Genomic DNA, 20001 nt, shown 5'->3' with positions numbered 1-20001 from the left:
GGACTATTAAATTATATTTATTTAAAAAACGGGAACATGAGTTGAACAAAGGGCTACCGAATGTAACGGCCCTATTGCGTTAAGGAGGCAGCATTGTAAAACAATGATAATTGCAGGAAAAATATTTATATGATCGAATGTAAATATATTAAAGACAGAATAAGGGAGAAAAATATGTTGTATAATCCAAAAAAGATTAGTTTTGAAGAAGCTTATTCATCTGGAATAGAGGTGAATTTTGAACTTATGGATAATGGAGAAAAACGTTATAGGTTAGTTAGTTCCGATGGTACTTCATATTGTCGCACAGTTGGTTCTGAAGTAGGATCATGGCAAAACAGTCATTATCACAAAGCAGTTTCTGAGTTCTATGTTGTTCAGTCTGGGTGGATTGTGTACGCGGAAATTGATTTAAATGGGGAGACTGAATTGCGTTTTCTCCGAGAGGGAGAAAGTGTAATTGTAAATCCATTTGTTCATCATAATATTTTTATGTCTTCGAATGCTGTAACTCATACGATTAAATACGGTGGTTATGGTCCTAATAATGATTGGTTTTCGTCGAAGGAATTAGATATATTCACAAAAAAACTTTCTGAAAAGGATTTACTTGAGTTAAGTAAAGGTAAAACCTAATGTTATTAAACTAACAGGTGGTGTAAAAATTGAAAAGAAAAACATTGTATTTATTGGTATTCTTTGGGGATATAATTGCTATTTTATTATTGTCTTTTTATATCTTTGTTTTCCATTTTTTATCGTTTGGAAGTTTTTTATTTGATAGTCCTCAAGATGAAAAAATTGTTATGCGTTTTTCAGAATGGATACTACCTATAATAATTTTCGGAATACTTAGTTATATATATATCAAGCATTTATGGGGTAAGAACAAGTATAAAAAAATGAAAATCTATTACTTTATGATTGGATTTGGTATTTCTAGTATATTTAATGTGATTTGGGCTTTACTTCATTCGGATATTGAAAATCTTAACAACCTATTTGTGCAATTATCTGGATTAGGAGTTACTGTATTATTAATATTTTGTACTAACTCTGAAAGGAAAAAGTTATTCAACTAACGGGTTCATGGAAGAAGTGATGAACGTCATGAATACTTCTAAGGAATGATTATTAAAAATTATTGATGAAATTTCAGAGATTCAGCTAGATAACAATTTTAATGTTTGAGGAGAAAATCCCGATAATAACCATTTAATTCTACCTCAATATAAAACATATTTTTAAAGGATTATTGATTATTTTATAGAAATGAAGATTAATTGAAGTAAAGGTGTAAAGGTGATTTATTTAAAGGTTAAGTGGTTCAATTTCAATATATGACTACTGTAAGTTGGGGGTGCACAAGTGGAATTATGGGATGTGTATGATATAAATCGAAACAAAACAGACCGGACATGGGTACGCGGTAAAGAGCTCAAATCTGGAGATTTTCATCTAGTTGTTCATGTCTGTATTTTTAATTCAAACGGGGAAATGCTCATTCAACAAAGACAGTCCTTTAAAGAAGGGTGGCCCAATCTGTGGGATCTTACTGCAGGAGGGAGTGCTCTAGCAGGGGATACAAGTCAAACAGCTGCGGAAAGAGAATTGTATGAAGAAATTGGTTTGAAAGTAGACTTTCAGCAGGTACGGCCTCACTTAACAATAAACTTTGAGAATGGATTTGATGATTTTTATTTAATCCAAGAAGAGGTGCAACTACATATGCTTACTCTACAGTATGAAGAGGTACAAAACGTGAAATGGGCAAGTAAGGCTGACATTTTGACGATGATCAAACTTTAAGGATTTCTTCCATACTATGAAAGTTTTATCAACTTACTATTTGAGTGCCGTAACAGGCGTGGAGCTATTCAAAGGTAAAAGTAATAAATAAACAACTTGATTGATTTAGTAAGTAAATTCAAAAAAGAATGTTGAGAGAAAATATGAAATATCGGTACTTTTGTTCGATATTTGAACTCGAGTCACCGGAGTTTTTATGTGTTTTTACGACCTAAGACTTACGTCAATTTAGACCTTAGATATATAGAAAGAAATATTTGTAAATGCTAAAATTTTCTTACACGTGTAATTAAGAGTACGTTAATTCATAGGGGGGGAATTTGTGAAAAGGGATATTCATATTTCAGAAAAACTATTATTGTCTGGACTTAGTTTTATTTTGCTATTTATGATCGTACAAGATTGGATTCCTTTAGGTTCATTGAATGACGTTCAAGCCATTAGAGAAGAACATTCATTTAATGAATTAGTCACTGTTACATTGATTAATGTAGTCCAAATTATAATAATAATGGGGCTGTTAATCACTTTTATGGGAAAAAGGTATCCAATCTGGATTAAACTTTGGTTAATTATCCATCAAGTATGTATCTTTGTAGGGGTGCTAATATCCTGGTGGGTTCCTTACTTTTTGGGGTATGGTGCAGAACAAAAAGTCGAAAGATATAATCAAATGTTTGGAGATACCCACTCTTTCCTTCCAATAATGAATGGTATTGCTCCAAATACGCTGCATTTCCTTTTTCATATCACTCTATTATTCTGCATTATTGTAACAATTTATATTTCCTTCAGCTCTTCAAGAAAAAAATGGTATTATAATAACGATTTTTCTGAAAATATAAATTAAATTCATTTTATCGTTTTCAGCCAGAAGACCCCCATCGAGTTTTGCTTTGTTTATACATTTAGGATGTCAATAGGTGGGGAATCTTCACTTTGCTAACCACTGTTTTTTTCAGTAACTAAATATCTCTCTTTAAAAATAGGACTCAATTCACTCCAAACATCAAATTTGTTCCCATCTAGGTCATAGAAAACAAAATTTCTCCCAGAGTGTCCACGATTTTCAATGTCTCCAACTCTCATTTGTTTCATAGTAAATTCCTTATGGATCGCTTCTAAAGCTTCTAATCCGTCAACTTCAAAGGTTAATGAAAAACGTTCTTCACCATGAATATCATAAAAATTTGAGCTCTGATCTTCTTTTGATTTTACAAGGAAGATACTTTGATTAGCCATATTAAGAATGGCCTTATCCTCATCCTTGTAGCTCAATTGCGCACCAAGCTTGGCCACATACCATTCAGCAGAACGTTCAATATCAGAAACAGGAAGGTAAGTGGTACCGATTCTTAGTAATGTATGATTCAAATTTGATCACTCCATTCATTATTGTTCTAAAAATTCAGATAAGTAAAGTTTATCATAAATGGAACAATACACCGAATTTTTTAATGAAAAATAGTTTCGGAGTAGTTTGACATTTTTAAATAAATAACATAATGTATTGTATGAGCATATGTTCATATAGTTAGTGAGGTGAGAGCATCATGGATTACGATGTATTGATTATTGGCGCAGGGCAAGCGGGATTATCAATGGGATATTACTTAAAGAAAAGTGATTTATCTTTCATCGTTGTTGATAAAGTAGGTCAGATTGGAGACGTTTGGCGAACGAGATACGATTCACTGACCTTATTTACACCACGAATGTATAGTTCGTTGCCAGGTCAGAATTTTAGCGGTGAGCAACAAGGATATCCCACGAAAGATGAAGTGGCTAGCTATCTAGAATCCTATGTAAAAACATGTTCAATCCCGATACAATTGAACACTGTTGTGGAGAAGGTTTCGAAAATCGATCATGGGTTTGAGATTATGACGAATCAGGGAACACTTAATGCTAGGAATGTAATCGTAGCTACTGGCCCATTTCAGACACCTGCTATTCCAATGTTTGCAGAGCAACTTTCACCAACCATTTTTCAGATTCACTCCTCACAATATAAGAATCCAGAGCAACTTACACAGGGCTCAGTACTAGTAGTTGGCGGTGGGAATTCTGGTGCGCAAATTGCACTTGAAATCTCGATGACAAGAAAGACTTATTTATCGGTAGCTCATAAATTGAAATTCCTCCCTCAGGATATCGGAAATAAAAGTATCTTTTGGTATTTTGATAAGCTAGGGATTTATCAAGCTAGTGAGAATTCAGTTGTAGGTAGGTTATTAAAACAACGACCAGATCCCATTTTTGGAGATGAATTAAAGTCCAGCATAAAGAATGGGAATATTATCTTAAAACCCCGAACGAAGTCTATAAGGAATGACCAGATTCTATTTGAGGATGATTGTGAAATAAAGGTAGATAATGTCATCTGGGCGACGGGTTTTAAGTCAGATTATCATTGGATCGAACTACCTCATTTATTCAATGAACAAGGTCAACCTATCCATAAAAGAGGGATTACGTCGATCGAGGGTTTCTTTTTTCTAGGCTTATCTTGGCAGTCGAGTAGAGGTTCTGCTCTGCTTCAAGGAGTTGGGAAAGATGCGAAATATATATATCACCACATCATTGAAAGTAGGGAATCAAGATGAAGCAAGGAGATCATTCATTTTTAGCACAAGCGACTGTAGATGAGGCTTCACGAATTTTTAAAGCATTGGGCGATGGAACGCGAATTAAGATTTTGTATTTATTGTCTCAAGAAGAATGCTCTGTTAATCATATCGCAGAGGTATTGGAGATGACTCAATCTGCTGTATCACATCAATTAAGTACGTTAAGAAATTTAAGGCTAGTGAAATATAGACGAGAAGGAAATACGTTCTTGTATACATATGATGATGACCACGTTATCTCGATTCTCAACCAAGTCATTCATCATATCGAACACGAATAAGGGGGAAATGAAATGGGACATCACCATCATCACCATGGTCACGACCATCATCATCATCATTTTGAGGATACAAGAGAAGGAAATAAAAAAGGGTTGCTGATCGCCTTACTTATTACATCTGGCATCATGCTACTGGAATTCTTTGGAGGACTGATCACAAATAGTCTTGCCTTACTATCGGACGCAGGGCATATGTTAAGTGATTCTAGTTCTCTATTATTAAGCTTAATTGCCATTTGGTTTGCATCAAGGCCACCATCTAGTAGGAAGACGTATGGTTATTACCGGTTTGAAATCTTGGCTGCGCTTTTTAATGGGGTCACTTTGTTTGTGATTGCAGGGTTTATTGTGTGGGAAGCGTATGGACGATTCTTTGATCCACCAACGGTTTCTAGTGGAACAATGATGATGATTGCTGCTGTTGGACTTTTAGCCAATTTAGCAAGTGCATGGTTCCTGATGAGAAAAGCAGACGTGAAGAATAATGTCAATTTACGGAGTGCGTATCTTCACGTTATAGGTGATGCGCTTGGCTCAGTTGGGGCGTTAACCGCAGGATTTTTCATGCTTATGTTTGAATGGTATATTGCTGACCCGATTATCTCGGTGGTGGTAGCCGTTTTAATTTTAAAAAGTGCTTGGGGAGTCATCAAGCACTCGGTTCACATATTGATGGAAGGTACGCCAATCACGATTGATCAGGGAGAGGTGAAGCTGGCATTGGAAGAAATTGAAGGTGTGATTGATGTGCATGACCTTCATGTATGGACGATTACTTCAGGCCTAGACACGCTAACTTGTCATATCTTAATCGAGGATGATAAAGATGGACAACAAATCTTACAACAAGCCATCAATAAAATAAATGCCACATTTAAAATTGAGCATACGACCATTCAAATTGAGAAATCACAGATTCAACATGCAGAAATGAAGGTGTGAAAAAGACAGGTGCCATTTACTGAAGAGTGGCACCTGTCTTATTATGCTTCGTCTTTCTCCCCTGTTTTTATATAAAACGATCCAGAAAAAATGATTGCTCCACAAATGAAGAAGATCGATCCGATCCCAACTAGCTGGGCAATGACTCCAAATAAGATCGGGCTTGCAGACTGAGCCATTCGATTTCCTGTGATGCGAATGCTGAGAGCTCTTCCACTGTATCCTGTTGGGGATAAATTTACAACGGCTACGGTTGAGAGTGGTTGTGCTAACCCCATTCCTGCTCCTAAAAGTAAGAAGAGCAAGGTCCAATAATAATAGGAGTTGTGGAAAGGAATAAAGGCAAAACATAAGCCACTAATGAGTAATGAGATAAAAAGCACAGTGTATCGATTGGCTAATTTTAATATGGATCCCTGCAATACACGAATCAACATAGCTGTTACACCTTGGACACTTAATAATGCTCCGATGAGTGTTGTTGATGCACCTCGTGAGGCAGCGAACAGGGGAAAATATGTAATAAGTACATCTTTGGAAAATTGGACAATCATACTTGCTGAAATCGACTTGAACATCCCCGGTATTTTAATTAAATCAATTGAGGTATATTGAGGTTTTGTCTCGTCTACTTTTTCCTTCACCTTTTCTTGTTCACGATCCTTCATTTTTTTCGAACGAAGTAGAAGTAAACAAAGTAAAGTCACTGCAAATGAAATGATGGAGAAGACTAAAAAGGTATTGTAAATGCCACTTTCTGAAATAATCCCTCCAACTAATGGACCGATTAACTGACCTCCTGATACCCAAAAACTAAACCACCCAAAATAATGATCCCTTTGTTTGATTGGGACAAAGAGGCCAAGTGAATTTTGCAACGCAATGACAACAAATAAATGAGCAATTCCTGACAGGGTCTGCGAAACGTACAAAATATAGAGATTGTGAAATAAGAATGGCAGAATTAAAGATACAGCAACTGTAAATATACCGAATACGATTGGCAAATTCCCATGAAAACGATCAATGATTTTTCCAGCTCTATACGCAAGGAATAAGGGAATAAATGAGAAACTCGCAGCAATTAAGCCAATCTCCAACACACTCGCATGTAAATCACCAGCTAGTAAAGACACCATTGGTCGTACTCCCTGAATAATCGCCTGATGAAGTAAGGCACTTATATAAATAAAATAGATTTTCGTTTTATTGTTCAAATTTTTGCACCTCGAATAGGAAGAATGAGTAGGAGAACCTGGCTGATGAAATATAAAAGGAGAATTTCCGCTTATTTAGAAAATCTAATGAAATATAGCTTGAATAGGGGAAGAAATTCCGCCTATTGACTCAAAAAAGGCAAAAATGAGTGACTTTTCAGCTGATAGCGGAAAATCTTTCCCTTATTTTGCCCAAAATGAGCTCGATTCAGCTGATAACGGAAAATCCTTCCCTTATTTGCCTGCAAAGAGATATATCCAATTAAAAAGGGTAAATCCTTCCCTTATTTACCCTGCTAAGACCTCCATCCAACATATAACCAGAAAATCTCCGCTTATTTTTCTTCTGTTAGTTACTCGACATACATCAAATCCCACCACTTATTCATCATTATAAGAATGTTATGTAAAAATTTCCAACTAAAAGATACAATGTTGATATAGTTAAGGTGCAGGGAGGGAACGAGGGATGAAGTTAAACATTGATATTAACGAGAAGTATACAGAAACCTATATTACCATACAAGCGAAGGAATGGACGGTGGAGCTTGAGGAAATCGTGAGGAAATTGGAACATCAGAAGCCGAAGCGAATTCTTGGAGTAGAGGGGGATAAGAGTACTCTGCTCTCACCTCAAGCAATTGATTACTTCTACTCTGAAAAACGGAAAGTATATGCCTCGATTAACCATCAATCGATCGAAATTACGATGAAGCTGTATGAAGTAGAGGAATGGTTAGAAGGCATCGGGTTCTGCCGACTTTCAAAATCGGTTATTGGAAACCTTAATCAAATTACCCATTTTGAGTTAGCGTTTAATGGAAATCTCTGCGTGTACTTTCGTTCAGGTAGTAAAGAGTATGTCTCACGTAAGTATGTCCCGGAACTAAAAAGAAGATTAATTTTAGGAGGTGATAAGCATGATCGTTGAGATGATAAGAAGAAGTTTTATAGGCTTAGGCTTTACAGCGATTTTTACCTTTGCCATCCTAACTTTCATGATGGTAAGGGATGTTCAGGCATCGGTATCCGTAGTGTGGTTGAACATGTTAGGGAGTATGGTCATGGGGATTTACTTTGGGAGTTCATCCCTGATTTTTGAGACTGAGAACTGGAGTCCATTAAAACAGACGATTGTCCATTTTGTTGTATCCTTGCTTGTTTGGTTTCCGCTAGCGATGTTTATGAAGTGGTTACCGCTTGAACTATTGCCGATCCTACTAGGCATAGGGATTTTCATCGCTATATATCTCGTGTTTTGGTTTGGCTCGTACGTCTATTTTAAATATGTTGCAAGTGAAATGAATCATTCTTTGAGGAAATAAGGGAAATCGAACGTAGAATAGCGCTTGGATTTGTATGTACATCCAAGCGTTATTCTATTCATATAGTCTACTTAGAGAAAGCTATCCGAAGTTCCTATCCAAAAACAAAAGGAGATAACTACCTGCGCAAAGAAAAAAAGCAATTCGTGTAATGATATATATCGAGGTTTCTCCTAAAGATAGTTTTCTCTCTCTTTTAATCTTTTTAAAGTGTCTGTAATAATAAAATGAACAAAAGAGTAGGATGATTGCTGTTATTTGAAAAATATTGTCTAATAGATTAACCAAGACATCAATTCTCCTTTCATTATACTTTATTTCATTCTAGAATCATCTAGACTTTAACTACCTGTGTTTTCGCAATTATATCGTATAAGGATTGTTTTCTTTTCGTCAAAATTGCTGTCAAAATGTAAGCAAACATAAGTGCATAGATTAGTCCACCGATCAGATAGTATATGATTGGCACTTCACCATCCCCTATATAAACCAGGCGATATACAAGGAAATGTGACAGCTCCCAAGGTAAAAACTTAAGGATGGTTCGAAAAGTGACATGGAGGAATGATAAAGCTTCTCCATCACTTCCAACCACACGTATACCCACTCTCTTTTTTCCAAGAGACTGTTTTCCAATCGATGAATCGCAAAAGATAAAGTAAAGTGACACAGGTAAGGTGACCATTAAAAATCCTGTGAATTGAGCGACTAGTAGAGAACCCTTGAAGTAATCCTGCAAGGATGGAAATAGAAACACATTGAATATAAAGAGTATAACTAAATAACAGAGAATTAGGATGTAATCAATCATGAAGGCCTTGATCCGGAGAAGAAATGAAGCATTCATTTACAGGCCACCTTTCATGTGAGTGTATATTTGTAACTTCTTCTTTTATATTCCATTAATAGATAAATCATTCCTTCTCTCAATCTGGCATCTTCAAGAAAACCTCTAATCTTTACTAGACTCCAAATTGCTTTAAATGATGGTCAAGATGCTTGTAAATTCCTTTCCCCCATTGCTCTGGTGTTAGTTTCCCGAAAAAAGGGTGGGGGTGAGAGGAACATTTCTCTGGACCATTCTTTTGGAAGGTTATTATTTTTTGCTTTAGTGTGTCTCTTTCTATCTCAAAATCTCTTTTATCCTCAATCAATATGGTTGGAATCGTCGACATATTTTTATCAAAAGGCTTTTCATTGTAAAAAAGCTGTTTCACAAATGGTCCAATGACAAATCCAAGGAAACCTCTTGCTGGAAAGGAACTTCCCATTGGAATGTCCTGAAAGGCTGAGCAATGGGCGAGCATTTGGGCAACGTTCATTTTGCCCCAGAGCGGGTGTGAAGCTGCAGTTAATTGATCAATCCTTGCTAACATTTCCTTAGAATCTGATTGAGTAAAGATATTTTTCATTCATACTTCCTCCTCATTCAATGTAGAAAAACGAATAAAGTGAACATGTACTGATGATCAGGGTTGACGGAATGATGGGGTTCTTAGAGGCATTAGCAGTTTCATTTAATCATGCTATAATTTAATTATATTGTATTGCGGTCTAGAATTCAGTAGTGATAATGTTTTTTAAAGGAAAGAAATGCTTGGAGGAGGGATTCGTTATGACAGCGGGGAAAAGGTTGAGAATTTGTGAAAAAGGACATCAATATTATAAAAGTAGTGATTGTACCAGCTGTCCTACATGTGATAAAGTGAATAAACCTGAAAGTGGGTTCCTATCGAAACTAAGCTCGCCTGCTAGAAATGCTTTACTTCATGAAGGAATTGATTCCTTACAAGAGCTCTCAAAGTTCACTGAAAAAGAAATACTAAAAATCCATGGAATTGGACCAGCTTCCATACCAACTTTGAGGACATCATTAGAAGAAGAAGGGTTATCGTTTAAGGGATAATAGGAGGGTTATTTGAAGAAACATAAAGAAAAAACGCTAGAATTTTAGCGTTTTTTTTAGTAAGTTATTTTAAAAGAAAAGGATCAATGAACCAGTAAGTAATAAAATGATGATTGTTGCTAAGGTCATTTTTTGTTGAGTTTTATTCATTTTGTGATACAAATGTATGAACATCTCATTCACCACCTTCACTATTAGATTTATGATGGAGTCGCACTCTCTAACCTCAAATATTCATAAATCTTTCTAGAACCAATCAGCTTTTTTCTGGAGGCTTTGTCTTTAAATAGGATAAAAACTCTCTTTGTCGATCATCACTTAGACCTCTACATGAATACACTTCTTCTAACATTTCTGAGTATACAGCATAGGAAAAGGTTCCGAAACCTTGTTTTTTAGTGAAAAAGGATTGCGAAAAGGTAGTCGACTCGACGTGTTTTGATTGTGTGATGACAGTTACAACAGTGAGCTTGTTTAAATACCTATTTATGATAAATTCCGTATCATACGCTAATCCTTCGTTCCTCCATTCATGATATCCATAAAGCAGGAGGATGGGAATCAACCAATAACCGTAATAGAAAAAGGACCACTCTATTCCCAAAATGGTAATGAACACTGCCCATATGAAGGGTCGTTCCCATAAGAAGTGAAATAAAGCCTGACGTTTAGGTGATTCGATGCTTGCGCTATTCGAAAATTGTGGGAACCATTCTGACAGGTAAGCCTCAAGATGTTCCTTCTTCAGGACTGGGGCAACATAGAGTTGATTGCTTGCTTGTTCATTCAATCCAATATGGTCCATTTTCACCTGCACGTAACCCAAAAGACGAAACATGAACGGTTCAACAATTCGCAAGCTGCGAATGTTTTTCGTTGGTAGTACATATTGATTCCTTTTTAACCAACCGTAAGTCACCTCATAATCTGACTCTCTCTTTTGGAGTGAGAACCCTCGATAAGTGATATAAGACATGAGAACGGTAAATAGCATAGTAATCAAAAAAATGAATCCCATGCCCATGAGAATAGGAAGCCAATAATCAACCTCCAAAAAAGCTGAACCCTCAAATGACATTATTTCCCAAAGACCTCTCGTATCATTAAGGCTTTGCTCATGTTCCTGAGCCGTTTCAAGACCTAAATGAACAGAAAAATGTCTTAACACAAAACTAATAATCGTTAATGTGAGTGACAAGGCTGTTAAGAACAAAGGAAGATTTGTTGTAGAAAGGAGCCAATACTCAAAGATACGGAAGCGTTGTGAGCTCTTTGTCTTGGGATGTAAGGACCATTCTTGAAAGAAGGTTTGTCTAAGAGTAAGGATGTCCCTGTTGTGTAAGACAAAGTGAATTTCCTCCCCTCCTAACAGCTCAATATGCAAATTCGATAACCCAATCAAACGTTTGAACCATGTATCTGTCAAATAAATGCTCCTTACGTTTTGATAAGGGACATGGTTAAACGTTCGATGGAAAACACCGTTTGTATAAAGAAAAGAACCATCTTGAAATTCGTAGCGTTTGTAGTACCAAAGAAGAAATGAGTGCCCAATGATGAATACACAAATGATGATGAAACCGATATTCACAAGTCTTTGATAACTTTCAGTCCCTAGAACAAGTAGGAGAAGACTAAGTGTTGGCAGTAAGGGGTGATTCCTTATTGTCGTCACATTATGATGTACAAACTCAATGAAATGATCTCGTCTTGGTCTCATTCTTTTTCCGTCTCCATCTTCATTTTTGCTAATAATTCTTGATGCAGAGAATCGATTGGATCTTTCTTTAAATATTTAATGTCATGGTCATCCCCAGCAGTGTAAATATTCAATGAATATAGATCAAAGAAGCGAGCGTAAAACGATTGAGAAACATCCAGGTGCTGAATGCGAGAGATGGGGAGAGTCGTCTCCCAAACGGAAAATCCACCACCTTTTATATGGACCGTATCCTCGGAAATCTCGTAATAGCTATGACGATAGGCTAGGAAATTGTATATCAACTCCTTGATTAAGAAAAAAATGACGAACCCAGTTGCAATAACTAGTCCCTTTTGAACCAACTCATATTCACCAAAAAAATATAAACCAACCCCTATGATGAGTAAAAACAGTAATGATCTTTGTACGTCTTGAAGACTCATAATCATCACAGTCTCTTTTTCAACGCGTTTCATTCAAACCTCCACCTTCCATACAAAAAGAGTGCCCTCTATTAGAAGACACTCTCATTTTAACTTACTACTACAGTCACCATAATCATTACATAAACGCAAATAACAATTAGGCAACTTAATAGAAATGATATCACGATCGATGCTTTCTTCATAAACGATACTACCATTAAACCAAAAATTAACAATGAAATCACTAACCAGAAAATGGTATTTGCGTTTGTGACAAAGCCAATCGTACTCTCGGTATCAATGGTAGCACCATGAAAGAACTGAAATAATGGTGATACTGCATCACTCGTTAGAAAATTCCCATGAGGTGGTGGCTGCTGAGAATAGAACGCAGTAATGGCAAAAATTACGAATAAGATGATGCCCTCTAAGCGAACCCAAGGGATAGGATTGAATGTAGTGTCTTTTGATAACTTATACTTCACAATCAATCCATTCACTAACGCATAAAAAAGGAGTGGCAGAATAAATAAATGTTTAGCTAGTAATCCTTGTCCATAAGACACCATCCACGAGTCCACATAGTCATCAACAAGCACATCCATCATCAAAAATCCACTAACCACCGTGATCATTAAGCAACTAAAAGCCATCAATGAATACCATTTTAAGAAATTGAGCCAATGGTTATGGTTTTTGGCAAACCAACCAGCAATTAGCAGTACTCCTACCCAAATACTCACAGCAACTAGATGAAGAAAGTCTCCGATGATTCCTAAGAATGGATCCATGACACCTGCATGACTTGACCAAGCAACCGTTAGAATAATTCCTAATGTCAGTAACGAACCGATTGCACCAAAACTAGCCTTTTCTGTAAAACCGATAGCAATGAAACTAAGTAAAAGAAATGAACCTAATAGGGTGAAGCTCCAGGCTGTCCCAACCGTGTACGAAGTGACAACCATAATAAGTGAGTCAACAAAACCTAATCGTGGAGCAAGAAATAATGTAATGTCCAACACAGGTACAAATGCGAAAATGGGTAGAGTAATGCTACTAATCATTAGCAAGCGTTTTGAAAAGGTTACATCTGGTCGATAATCATTTGGTGCAAGTAATAGGATGAAGCTTCCTACTAAAAATGAAAAAGATAGAAATAATAGGGTTTGACTAAGAATGGTCAGTAAAGCCATTACCTATTTCCTTTTTTTCATGATAAAGAAGATTACAGCGATAATGATGATCAATAATAGAACAAATAATATGACTGGCATAGAAGATGAATCTTCTTGCACCTCATCGGCTGTCGTTTCTTCTTGTGTTTCAGTTGGTTGTTCTGGTTCATCCACAGGTTCTTCAACCGTTTCTGGTGTTTCAGCAGGCTCCTCTGTAACTTCTTCTTCTTCCGCTTGCTCGGTAACTGGAGCATCAACTGTAAATGAGAAAGTGCCTTCTAATGGGTGACCATCTGCACTAATAATACTCCAATTCACTTGGTACTCTTCGTTTGCTAGCGGTTCTGATGCGATACCAGTTAGAGTACCATCGCCAATGACTGTGTCCTGAAGTTCAACACTTTCTCCAGCCCCATTTGTCAATTCAATGAAGCTCCCTTGTTCAATATTTCCATCAAATTCGAGCACAATTTCAGTAAGTGGCTCTGTCAGCACATCACCATCCGCAGGATTCGATCCTTGCAAGTGAGAATGAGCGAATACGCTATTTGAGATTACTAATGCTAGTATCAATGCTGTTGTCAATGTCATAAGCTTTTTCATCGTTAATTCCTCCTATACTTGATAATTTCCCCTTTTTTTATAGAACTTAAAACCTCAAACGAAAAGTAAAAGGGATAATCATATACAAGTCTTACCATAATTCACTTGTAAGAGCAATTAACACGGTGTAAATAGGGAAAACATTCATGAATTGTTCACAAATCGGAAGGATGGGGACGGTTCTCACTCTGCCGAGGCAGAGTAAGAACCGCCCCGATTTGAATTAAAGTTCCTTATAAACCAACTCACGATATGTCACAAAGCCATTTTTGTTGTAAAAGTCTATTGCGATTAGATTATTTGTCCAATAATCCAATTCCACGCGATTGATTCCATTCGACCTAGCTACTGAATAAATCTCTTCCATTAATATAGAACCGTACCCTTTGTTTCTATAATTATATGAAATACTAATTTGATGGACATACACTGATTTGTACTCCTTTTTAAACGCAGTTTCAGGATAGTTCTTCATCTCAACCCAAGCATAACCTATTGGCTGGCTAAAATCCTCCAATAGAAGGAAGAGAAATTCTTCTTTATTAATAATCCCTTGATAGAAAGCTAAGATATTTTCATAGTTATATTCTTGGAAATACTCGGGATATTGCTCTACGTGTACATCATGTACATGCTTATTCAGTTTAGCAATTAATTCAACATCTCTTGTTTGACTTAAGATCATCGTTTTTTCTCCTTTGTAAGAATATTCTTGCTATAATGTTACCATACACCTAGGCAGAGTTAGACCGTCCCTCTGTGTTCTAACTAGAAGGAGGAGTTCATTTTGGAAATTAAGGTAGCTGATTTATCAGATGTGTCGGTCATTCATGATTTAATGATTCAAGCATTTAAGGTGTATACTGAGGAGCCTTCTAGTGCATTGGATGAAACAGTGGAATCAATTTTAACTGCTCAAAGAGAGGGAGAGCGGAGTTTAATTCAATATAAGGATGGTCAACCTGTTGGAATGGTTCGCTTTAAATTCATTGAAGAAGGTTTGTATTTTTATAGATTATCAGTTATTCCAGAGATGCAGGGTCAAGGGATTGCGAAATCAATGCTACGTTATTTAGAAAAGCTAGCAAACGAGGAGAATATTTCGAAAATCACTTGTAAGGTCCGTATGAACGTAGTGAAAAACATCAATTTATATACTTCACTAGGCTATTCGGTTTATGATGAGGAGATTGTTAATAAACCTAACGGAATCAATATAAAAGTGGCTTCGATGATAAAGTGCATTGAGCAGCAATAAAAAACTACGTAGGCTTCATTTAAACCAATCATATTGTGAGATAATGATAGTAAGAATTGGTTAATAGGAGGAAAATAGCTTGAGTATTCGTTTTGAGGTAAAAAGAAATCTAAATGTCCCTAAAGAAGAAGCATATAAGGCACTACTAGACCTTGATTCTGCCAGGCAGTGGATGCAAGGTTTTGTTGGAATTGAGCGACTAGACCAGGGGCCAATGCAGGAAGGTAGTCAGTGGAAGGAAACAAGAAGAATGTTTGGAAAGGAAGCGACTGAACAATTTGAAGTGGTTGAACTGAATGAGCCAGAGAAAATTGTCCTTCGCTGTGATGGAACGAAAGGAACAACCGGTAAAGGAGAATTTGTGTTTACATATAGTTTGGCTTCAACTAATCACCATACAGAGGTTACTTTGAACGGTGAGATAAATGGTCTAACTGGCTTAACTAAACTTTTCGGTAAAATGATGGCAGGCTCCTTTAAAAAGGCATGTGCAAAGGATTTGGATTCGTTAAAAGAATACTTAGAGAAGTAAGGGACTAGAAAACTATTTTACAACTTTTCTTTTCATGATGAATAAATTTATTAATTATTCCAATAATGAAGAAGGTTATAGTCTAGTAGAAGTAGTATTTACTTAATGAAATCAAATCAACAATAAATAAGGAGGCTTTCATGGGAAGAGTAATTCATTTTGAAATTCATGTGAACGACATGGAGCGAGCAAAAATGTTTTATGGGGAAGTATTTGGGTGGACGTTTGAAGATTGGAGCGATTATGCGGGTGTGCCGTATTTTGGAGCTGTGACAGGTGACGAAAAGGAGCTTGGGATAAACGGAGCTCTCGTGAAACGCCAAAGTGCTCCTCCAGAGCAAGGTCAGGCGATGAACGGTTACGCTTGTACAATGGAAATAAAGGATTACGATTCCACTGAGGAGAAAATTCTATCACTTGGTGGCAAGGTAGCTTTGCCAAAGCATGCTCTGCCTGGCATGGCTTGGCAGGGATATTATATTGATACAGAAGGCAACACATTTGGCATTCATCAGACTGATGAGAATGCGAAATAAGAAGTTTGGGGGCGGTTCTCACTCTGTTTTGGGCAGAGTGAGAACCGTCCCCAATGCGTTAAATACATAATCAACAGGAGGAATCTCATGATTAATAAAATTGGTAAAATAACGGTATATGTACAAGATCAGCAACAGGCAAAGGACTTCTGGTTAAACAAAATGGATTTTGTCCTAAAACTTGAGCAACCGATGGGACCGAATATGGCATGGATAGAGGTAGGACCAAGTGAAGACGAATTCACTACATTAGTTCTATACTCTAAAGCTGCGATGGAACAGCAACAACCAACTAAAGTGTCTCACCCATCGATTCTTTTCAGCACGACAGATGTTGAGTCAGCTTACGAGAAATTAGTGGAGAAGGGTGTGAAAGTGGACGAAATGTTACGAATGCCATTTGGAACGATGTTCACGTTTTATGACCAAGACGGAAATGAGTATTTATTAAGAGAAGATAAATAAGAGGTTTCCCTAGAAAAAGAAGGGTAGGAACAATCATTCCTGTCCTTCTTTTCTATCTCGATGAAGCTTCCCTTTTTGACATCATATTTTTAAGGATGATATAAACCCCCAAACTCATGATTTTAAAAGCAAAAACAAGCGCGAGTGAGTAATATCCCTTCCAATTTCCTTTAAATTTGATGGTATTTGTTTTCTTTTCCAAAATAATTTCATAAAGGCCCTGTGGCAATGAGAATATGAGTAATTTAAGGATTATATCTTTTAGAGAAGCTGGGTTTGTAGATAGACAAAATCGAAAGGTGATAAATGGACAGACTAGAAAATTATAGATGAAGTTTACTTTGAAAACCTTTGGTAAGAATCGTACCGGATACTCAATTGCCTTTTTCTCAACGAGTATTTTGTCAGATAGATAATTAAAAATACAGTTCAACAAATAAAAGGGGATCCAGAATGCTTTAGATTTGTTCCTAAACCAAGAAGGCATTGAAAAAAGTCCAAAGAAGGTTCCTGCAAATAAAATAATCATGTCAATCATAAAAGCACCTCTATTTCAATCAGATGGTAGTGTATAACCGCATAGGATCGCCCTATACTAAATTATTTGCGATTGCAAACAGTTTTATTTATGTCGCAAAAAATTCTTGTTGAGGAGATATCAATCTAAAGGATTAATAAAAACAGTGAGGTTCCTTCTCATTGACCTGTTCCATTGTCCTTGTTAAGATAAACTTCAGAAATTCGTTTCCTTTTACTGGAGGTTATTATGACGAGAAAGTCATTGATTTATGTTGTGTTAATAGCTGCTTCTATAGGAGCTTTATTTTTTTTCTTTTACTCTTCATTCAAGGTCCAAAAGATAGAATGGCAGATTAATGAATATTCATCTGAAGCAGCAAATGAACCAAAATCCCATTTTGTCCTGATTGGGGAAGAAATGGATAATGATTATTGGCAGTTAGTTGGGCAAGGTGCGAAAAAAGCAGAGGCTGTTAATGATGTGTATGTAGAATACAAAGGTCCGCGTCGAGCGAATCCAGATGAACAATTAAAGCTATTGGATATGGCCATCAAATCCAAGGTTGATGGGATTATTGTGCAAGCGATTAATGATGAGAAGTTTAGACCGATGATCAATAAGGCGGTGGCGGAAGGGATCCCAGTTGTGACAATTGATACAGACTCGCCGCAAAGTCAACGCTCTACCTATATTGGGACAGATAATTATCTTGCGGGGCAGATGGCTGGACAGGCATTGATTGAGGATACAAATGGTCACGCAAAAATCGGGATTATTACTGGTAGTTTTTCTTCTGCACATCATCAATTAAGGGTGGAAGGGTTTCTTGATACTGTTGAAACGGTAGCGGGAATGGAGGTTGTTGCAATTGAGGAATCAAACATTACAAGAGTTGGGGCAGAAGAAAAAGCTTATCGAATCTTAACAAACCATGAAGAGGTGACAGCTCTTTTTGGAACGAGTGCCCTTGATGGAATTGGGATTGCAGCAACTGTTCAATCGCTTAACAAACAAGACGATATGTATGTTGTTGCCTTTGATGCGTTAAGTGAAACGCTTCAATTATTAGAAACGGGGAAAATTCAAACAATCATTGCTCAAACCCCATTTGAAATGGGCTATCAAAGTGTGGAAAGAATGTTAGATATCCTTGAGGGAAATAGCTTTCAGAGCGTCTATCATACTGATACGAAAGCTATACGAAAAGAGAATATAGCAGAAATAAAGGTGACCGATCATGTTGAAAATTAGAACAAGATTGCTTCTTTACTTTGCTGTTGTTCTTGTATTTATCGTCATGATTGCCTATATCCAACATCAACATAATGAAAAGGTATTAGAACTAAATGATGAAAGAATGGATCGGTTATTTCTGTTAAATGAAATAACAAGGGTGACCAATGATACGTTTCAGTCTCTTCATATCTACGTGCTAGATCCGATTCAAGGAAACCTAGAGTTTTTGGATAAACATAAACAAGAGTTATCTAGCTTGCAAGAACAATATAATAGTACCGAGCTGTATGTAGATTTGATTTCTCAAAAAAACTATCAACATATGATAACTAGTTTTGAAGAGAACATAGATCAAACGATTGCTGAAGTGAAGCAACAGAACATTCAACGTTATTCTGTTTCCTTAAATGAAGCAGAAGTGATTTCACGCTATATATATGAAATGACGCAGGATCTAACAAATCAAGAGCTGCTTAATTATCATCAAATCTACAATCTCGTAGAGCAAAAAGTAGCCTATACAAAAATGATGGGAACAAGCTTCTTTCTAGCATTGATCACGTTAAGTCTATTATTTGCCTTATGGTATTCCAATGGAATCTCAAGAACCATTAGTAGCTTAACCAAATCAGCTGAGGAGATTTCTGCAGGAAATTATTCTGGACCTGATGTCCGTGTTTCAACGAAGGACGAGCTCTGGTTTTTAACGAAGACATTCAATCAAATGAAAAGAAATATAGAGCTTTCAGTGAACGAAATTGAAGAAAAGGCTCAGCTGGCTCAGCTCTTAAAAGAAACTGAATTACGAAGTCTACAAAACCAAATAAATCCTCACTTTTTATTTAATACATTAAATACGATTTCAAAAACAGCTTATATCGAAGGGGCTGAACGCACGAGTGACCTGATTTCATCCGTGTCTGCCTTACTCCGCTATAATTTAGGAGATTTAACAAGACCAACTGTTCTAGCAGATGAAGTTCAAATTGTTAAAGAGTATTTTTTCATTCAAAAGTCTAGATTTGGCGACCGTGTGGAATTTATAGAAAACATTGATTCTACCTGTCTTCAGACGCCGATTCCTAGCTTAACGCTTCAACCCATCGTTGAAAATGCTTTTATACATGGGGTTGAGGAGCTATCAGAGGATGCGAAAATTGAATTGCGTATTTATCAAAATGACCAATTTGTCATGATTGAAATTAGTGATAATGGGATTGGAATGGAACCAGGAACCATTGAAAAGCTGTTGAATCCAAAAGATCGTCATGAATTCCATCATGAAGAAACGAAAGGCCACTCAAATGGTATTGGGATGAGAAATGTCGTGGAACGATTAAAATTATTTGATAAGCAAAATGAGGTAACGATTTCATCTCAACTCGGTCATGGCACAACTGTCATCACAAAAATAAGAAAAACTCAAGAAATCTAAA

Annotated in this window: 26 protein-coding genes; 16 read left to right on the top strand and 10 right to left on the bottom strand. The window is 36.5% G+C overall.

Going from position 1 to position 20001, the window contains the following annotated elements:
- Positions 1 to 177 precede the first annotated feature (177 nt).
- The 4 genes from F7888_RS17260 (at position 178) to F7888_RS17245 (ending at position 2659) form a co-directional block, all read left to right on the top strand.
- Complete coding sequence (locus F7888_RS17260) at positions 178 to 636, top strand: cupin domain-containing protein (RefSeq protein WP_191781618.1); 459 nt, start codon at positions 178 to 180, stop codon at positions 634 to 636.
- Positions 637 to 665: 29 nt separating this feature from the next.
- Complete coding sequence (locus F7888_RS17255; protein WP_191781616.1) at positions 666 to 1082, top strand: hypothetical protein; 417 nt, start codon at positions 666 to 668, stop codon at positions 1080 to 1082.
- Positions 1083 to 1368: 286 nt separating this feature from the next.
- Entirely contained in the window at positions 1369 to 1809 is a 441-nt protein-coding gene (locus F7888_RS17250; protein ID WP_318246316.1) for an NUDIX hydrolase, read from the top strand.
- A gap of 322 nt (positions 1810 to 2131) precedes the next feature.
- Entirely contained in the window at positions 2132 to 2659 is a 528-nt protein-coding gene (locus F7888_RS17245; protein ID WP_191781614.1) for a hypothetical protein, read from the top strand.
- A gap of 92 nt (positions 2660 to 2751) precedes the next feature.
- Here the strand turns inward: F7888_RS17245 and F7888_RS17240 are convergent, their stop codons facing one another.
- Positions 2752 to 3183 (bottom strand): VOC family protein, encoded by a 432-nt coding sequence (locus F7888_RS17240; RefSeq protein WP_191781612.1) that lies wholly within the window; start codon positions 3181 to 3183, stop codon positions 2752 to 2754.
- A 179-nt stretch (positions 3184 to 3362) separates the two neighbouring features.
- On the opposite strand from F7888_RS17240, the gene F7888_RS17235 reads away from it, so the two are divergent.
- Genes F7888_RS17235 through F7888_RS17225 form a run of 3 tightly spaced genes read left to right on the top strand, consistent with a single transcriptional unit; the run spans position 3363 to position 5662 of the window.
- Complete coding sequence (locus F7888_RS17235) at positions 3363 to 4415, top strand: flavin-containing monooxygenase (protein ID WP_191781610.1); 1053 nt, start codon at positions 3363 to 3365, stop codon at positions 4413 to 4415.
- The gene (locus F7888_RS17230) at positions 4412 to 4720 is read left to right on the top strand and encodes an ArsR/SmtB family transcription factor (RefSeq protein WP_191781608.1); all 309 of its coding nucleotides are present in this window, start codon (positions 4412 to 4414) and stop codon (positions 4718 to 4720) included. The genes F7888_RS17235 and F7888_RS17230 overlap by 4 nt, the downstream gene beginning before the upstream one ends.
- Before the next feature lie 12 nt (positions 4721 to 4732).
- Positions 4733 to 5662: a cation diffusion facilitator family transporter gene (locus F7888_RS17225; protein WP_191781606.1), complete on the top strand. Its 930-nt coding sequence runs from the start codon at positions 4733 to 4735 to the stop codon at positions 5660 to 5662.
- 41 nt (positions 5663 to 5703) lie between these two features.
- Here the strand turns inward: F7888_RS17225 and F7888_RS17220 are convergent, their stop codons facing one another.
- Positions 5704 to 6879, bottom strand: coding sequence for an MFS transporter (locus tag F7888_RS17220; RefSeq protein ID WP_191781604.1), 1176 nt, complete (start codon positions 6877 to 6879; stop codon positions 5704 to 5706).
- Positions 6880 to 7348: 469 nt separating this feature from the next.
- On the opposite strand from F7888_RS17220, the gene F7888_RS17215 reads away from it, so the two are divergent.
- The gene (locus tag F7888_RS17215) at positions 7349 to 7810 is read left to right on the top strand and encodes a LytTR family DNA-binding domain-containing protein (protein ID WP_191781602.1); all 462 of its coding nucleotides are present in this window, start codon (positions 7349 to 7351) and stop codon (positions 7808 to 7810) included.
- Entirely contained in the window at positions 7800 to 8204 is a 405-nt protein-coding gene (locus F7888_RS17210; protein WP_191781600.1) for a DUF3021 domain-containing protein, read from the top strand. The genes F7888_RS17215 and F7888_RS17210 overlap by 11 nt, the downstream gene beginning before the upstream one ends.
- A 334-nt stretch (positions 8205 to 8538) precedes the next feature.
- Here the strand turns inward: F7888_RS17210 and F7888_RS17205 are convergent, their stop codons facing one another.
- Both F7888_RS17205 and F7888_RS17200 read right to left on the bottom strand, forming a co-directional pair.
- Entirely contained in the window at positions 8539 to 9051 is a 513-nt protein-coding gene (locus F7888_RS17205; RefSeq protein WP_191781599.1) for an RDD family protein, read from the bottom strand.
- Between the two features lie 115 nt (positions 9052 to 9166).
- Positions 9167 to 9616, bottom strand: a complete 450-nt coding sequence (locus F7888_RS17200; RefSeq protein WP_191781597.1) for a DUF1569 domain-containing protein — start codon at positions 9614 to 9616, stop codon at positions 9167 to 9169.
- Positions 9617 to 9819: 203 nt separating this feature from the next.
- Here F7888_RS17200 and F7888_RS17195 point away from each other — a divergent pair, with 203 nt between their 5' ends.
- Positions 9820 to 10110, top strand: a complete 291-nt coding sequence (locus tag F7888_RS17195) for an RNA polymerase alpha subunit C-terminal domain-containing protein (RefSeq protein ID WP_191781595.1) — start codon at positions 9820 to 9822, stop codon at positions 10108 to 10110.
- Positions 10111 to 10366: 256 nt separating this feature from the next.
- Here the strand turns inward: F7888_RS17195 and F7888_RS17190 are convergent, their stop codons facing one another.
- The 5 genes from F7888_RS17190 to F7888_RS17170 form a co-directional block, all read right to left on the bottom strand.
- Positions 10367 to 11830, bottom strand: coding sequence for a PH domain-containing protein (locus F7888_RS17190; protein WP_191781593.1), 1464 nt, complete (start codon positions 11828 to 11830; stop codon positions 10367 to 10369).
- Complete coding sequence (locus F7888_RS17185) at positions 11827 to 12288, bottom strand: PH domain-containing protein (RefSeq protein WP_191781591.1); 462 nt, start codon at positions 12286 to 12288, stop codon at positions 11827 to 11829. Before F7888_RS17185 ends, F7888_RS17190 begins: the two co-directional genes overlap by 4 nt.
- A 56-nt stretch (positions 12289 to 12344) precedes the next feature.
- The gene (locus F7888_RS17180) at positions 12345 to 13433 is read right to left on the bottom strand and encodes a copper resistance D family protein (RefSeq protein WP_191781588.1); all 1089 of its coding nucleotides are present in this window, start codon (positions 13431 to 13433) and stop codon (positions 12345 to 12347) included.
- A 3-nt stretch (positions 13434 to 13436) separates the two neighbouring features.
- Positions 13437 to 14018, bottom strand: a complete 582-nt coding sequence (locus tag F7888_RS17175) for a copper resistance CopC family protein (RefSeq protein ID WP_191781586.1) — start codon at positions 14016 to 14018, stop codon at positions 13437 to 13439.
- Between the two features lie 223 nt (positions 14019 to 14241).
- Complete coding sequence (locus F7888_RS17170; RefSeq protein WP_191781584.1) at positions 14242 to 14703, bottom strand: GNAT family N-acetyltransferase; 462 nt, start codon at positions 14701 to 14703, stop codon at positions 14242 to 14244.
- Between the two features lie 102 nt (positions 14704 to 14805).
- Between F7888_RS17170 and F7888_RS17165 the strand changes: the two genes are divergently transcribed.
- The 4 genes from F7888_RS17165 to F7888_RS17150 all read left to right on the top strand — a co-directional run bounded on the left by F7888_RS17165 (position 14806) and on the right by F7888_RS17150 (position 16809).
- Entirely contained in the window at positions 14806 to 15276 is a 471-nt protein-coding gene (locus F7888_RS17165; protein ID WP_191781582.1) for a GNAT family N-acetyltransferase, read from the top strand.
- Positions 15277 to 15355: 79 nt separating this feature from the next.
- Complete coding sequence (locus F7888_RS17160; RefSeq protein WP_191781580.1) at positions 15356 to 15808, top strand: SRPBCC family protein; 453 nt, start codon at positions 15356 to 15358, stop codon at positions 15806 to 15808.
- 140 nt (positions 15809 to 15948) lie between these two features.
- The gene (locus tag F7888_RS17155; RefSeq protein ID WP_191781578.1) at positions 15949 to 16344 is read left to right on the top strand and encodes a VOC family protein; all 396 of its coding nucleotides are present in this window, start codon (positions 15949 to 15951) and stop codon (positions 16342 to 16344) included.
- A gap of 87 nt (positions 16345 to 16431) precedes the next feature.
- On the top strand, positions 16432 to 16809 hold the full coding sequence (locus tag F7888_RS17150) for a VOC family protein (RefSeq protein ID WP_191781576.1): 378 nt from the start codon (positions 16432 to 16434) through the stop codon (positions 16807 to 16809).
- A 52-nt stretch (positions 16810 to 16861) separates the two neighbouring features.
- Here F7888_RS17150 and F7888_RS23095 read toward each other — a convergent pair whose 3' ends face one another.
- Positions 16862 to 17296, bottom strand: coding sequence for a CBO0543 family protein (locus F7888_RS23095; RefSeq protein ID WP_412096011.1), 435 nt, complete (start codon positions 17294 to 17296; stop codon positions 16862 to 16864).
- Positions 17297 to 17575: 279 nt separating this feature from the next.
- Between F7888_RS23095 and F7888_RS17145 the strand changes: the two genes are divergently transcribed.
- On the top strand, positions 17576 to 18580 hold the full coding sequence (locus F7888_RS17145; RefSeq protein ID WP_191781574.1) for a sugar-binding protein: 1005 nt from the start codon (positions 17576 to 17578) through the stop codon (positions 18578 to 18580).
- The gene (locus F7888_RS17140; protein WP_191781572.1) at positions 18567 to 20000 is read left to right on the top strand and encodes a sensor histidine kinase; all 1434 of its coding nucleotides are present in this window, start codon (positions 18567 to 18569) and stop codon (positions 19998 to 20000) included. Before F7888_RS17145 ends, F7888_RS17140 begins: the two co-directional genes overlap by 14 nt.
- The last annotated feature ends 1 nt before the right edge of the window (position 20001 follow it).

Origin of the sequence: Litchfieldia stipae, assembly GCF_014837155.1 — a bacterium.
Lineage (GTDB): Bacteria > Bacillota > Bacilli > Bacillales > Bacillaceae_L > Litchfieldia.
Note: the sequence above shows the minus strand (reverse complement) of the source record. Positions and strands in the feature narration are given on the sequence as shown.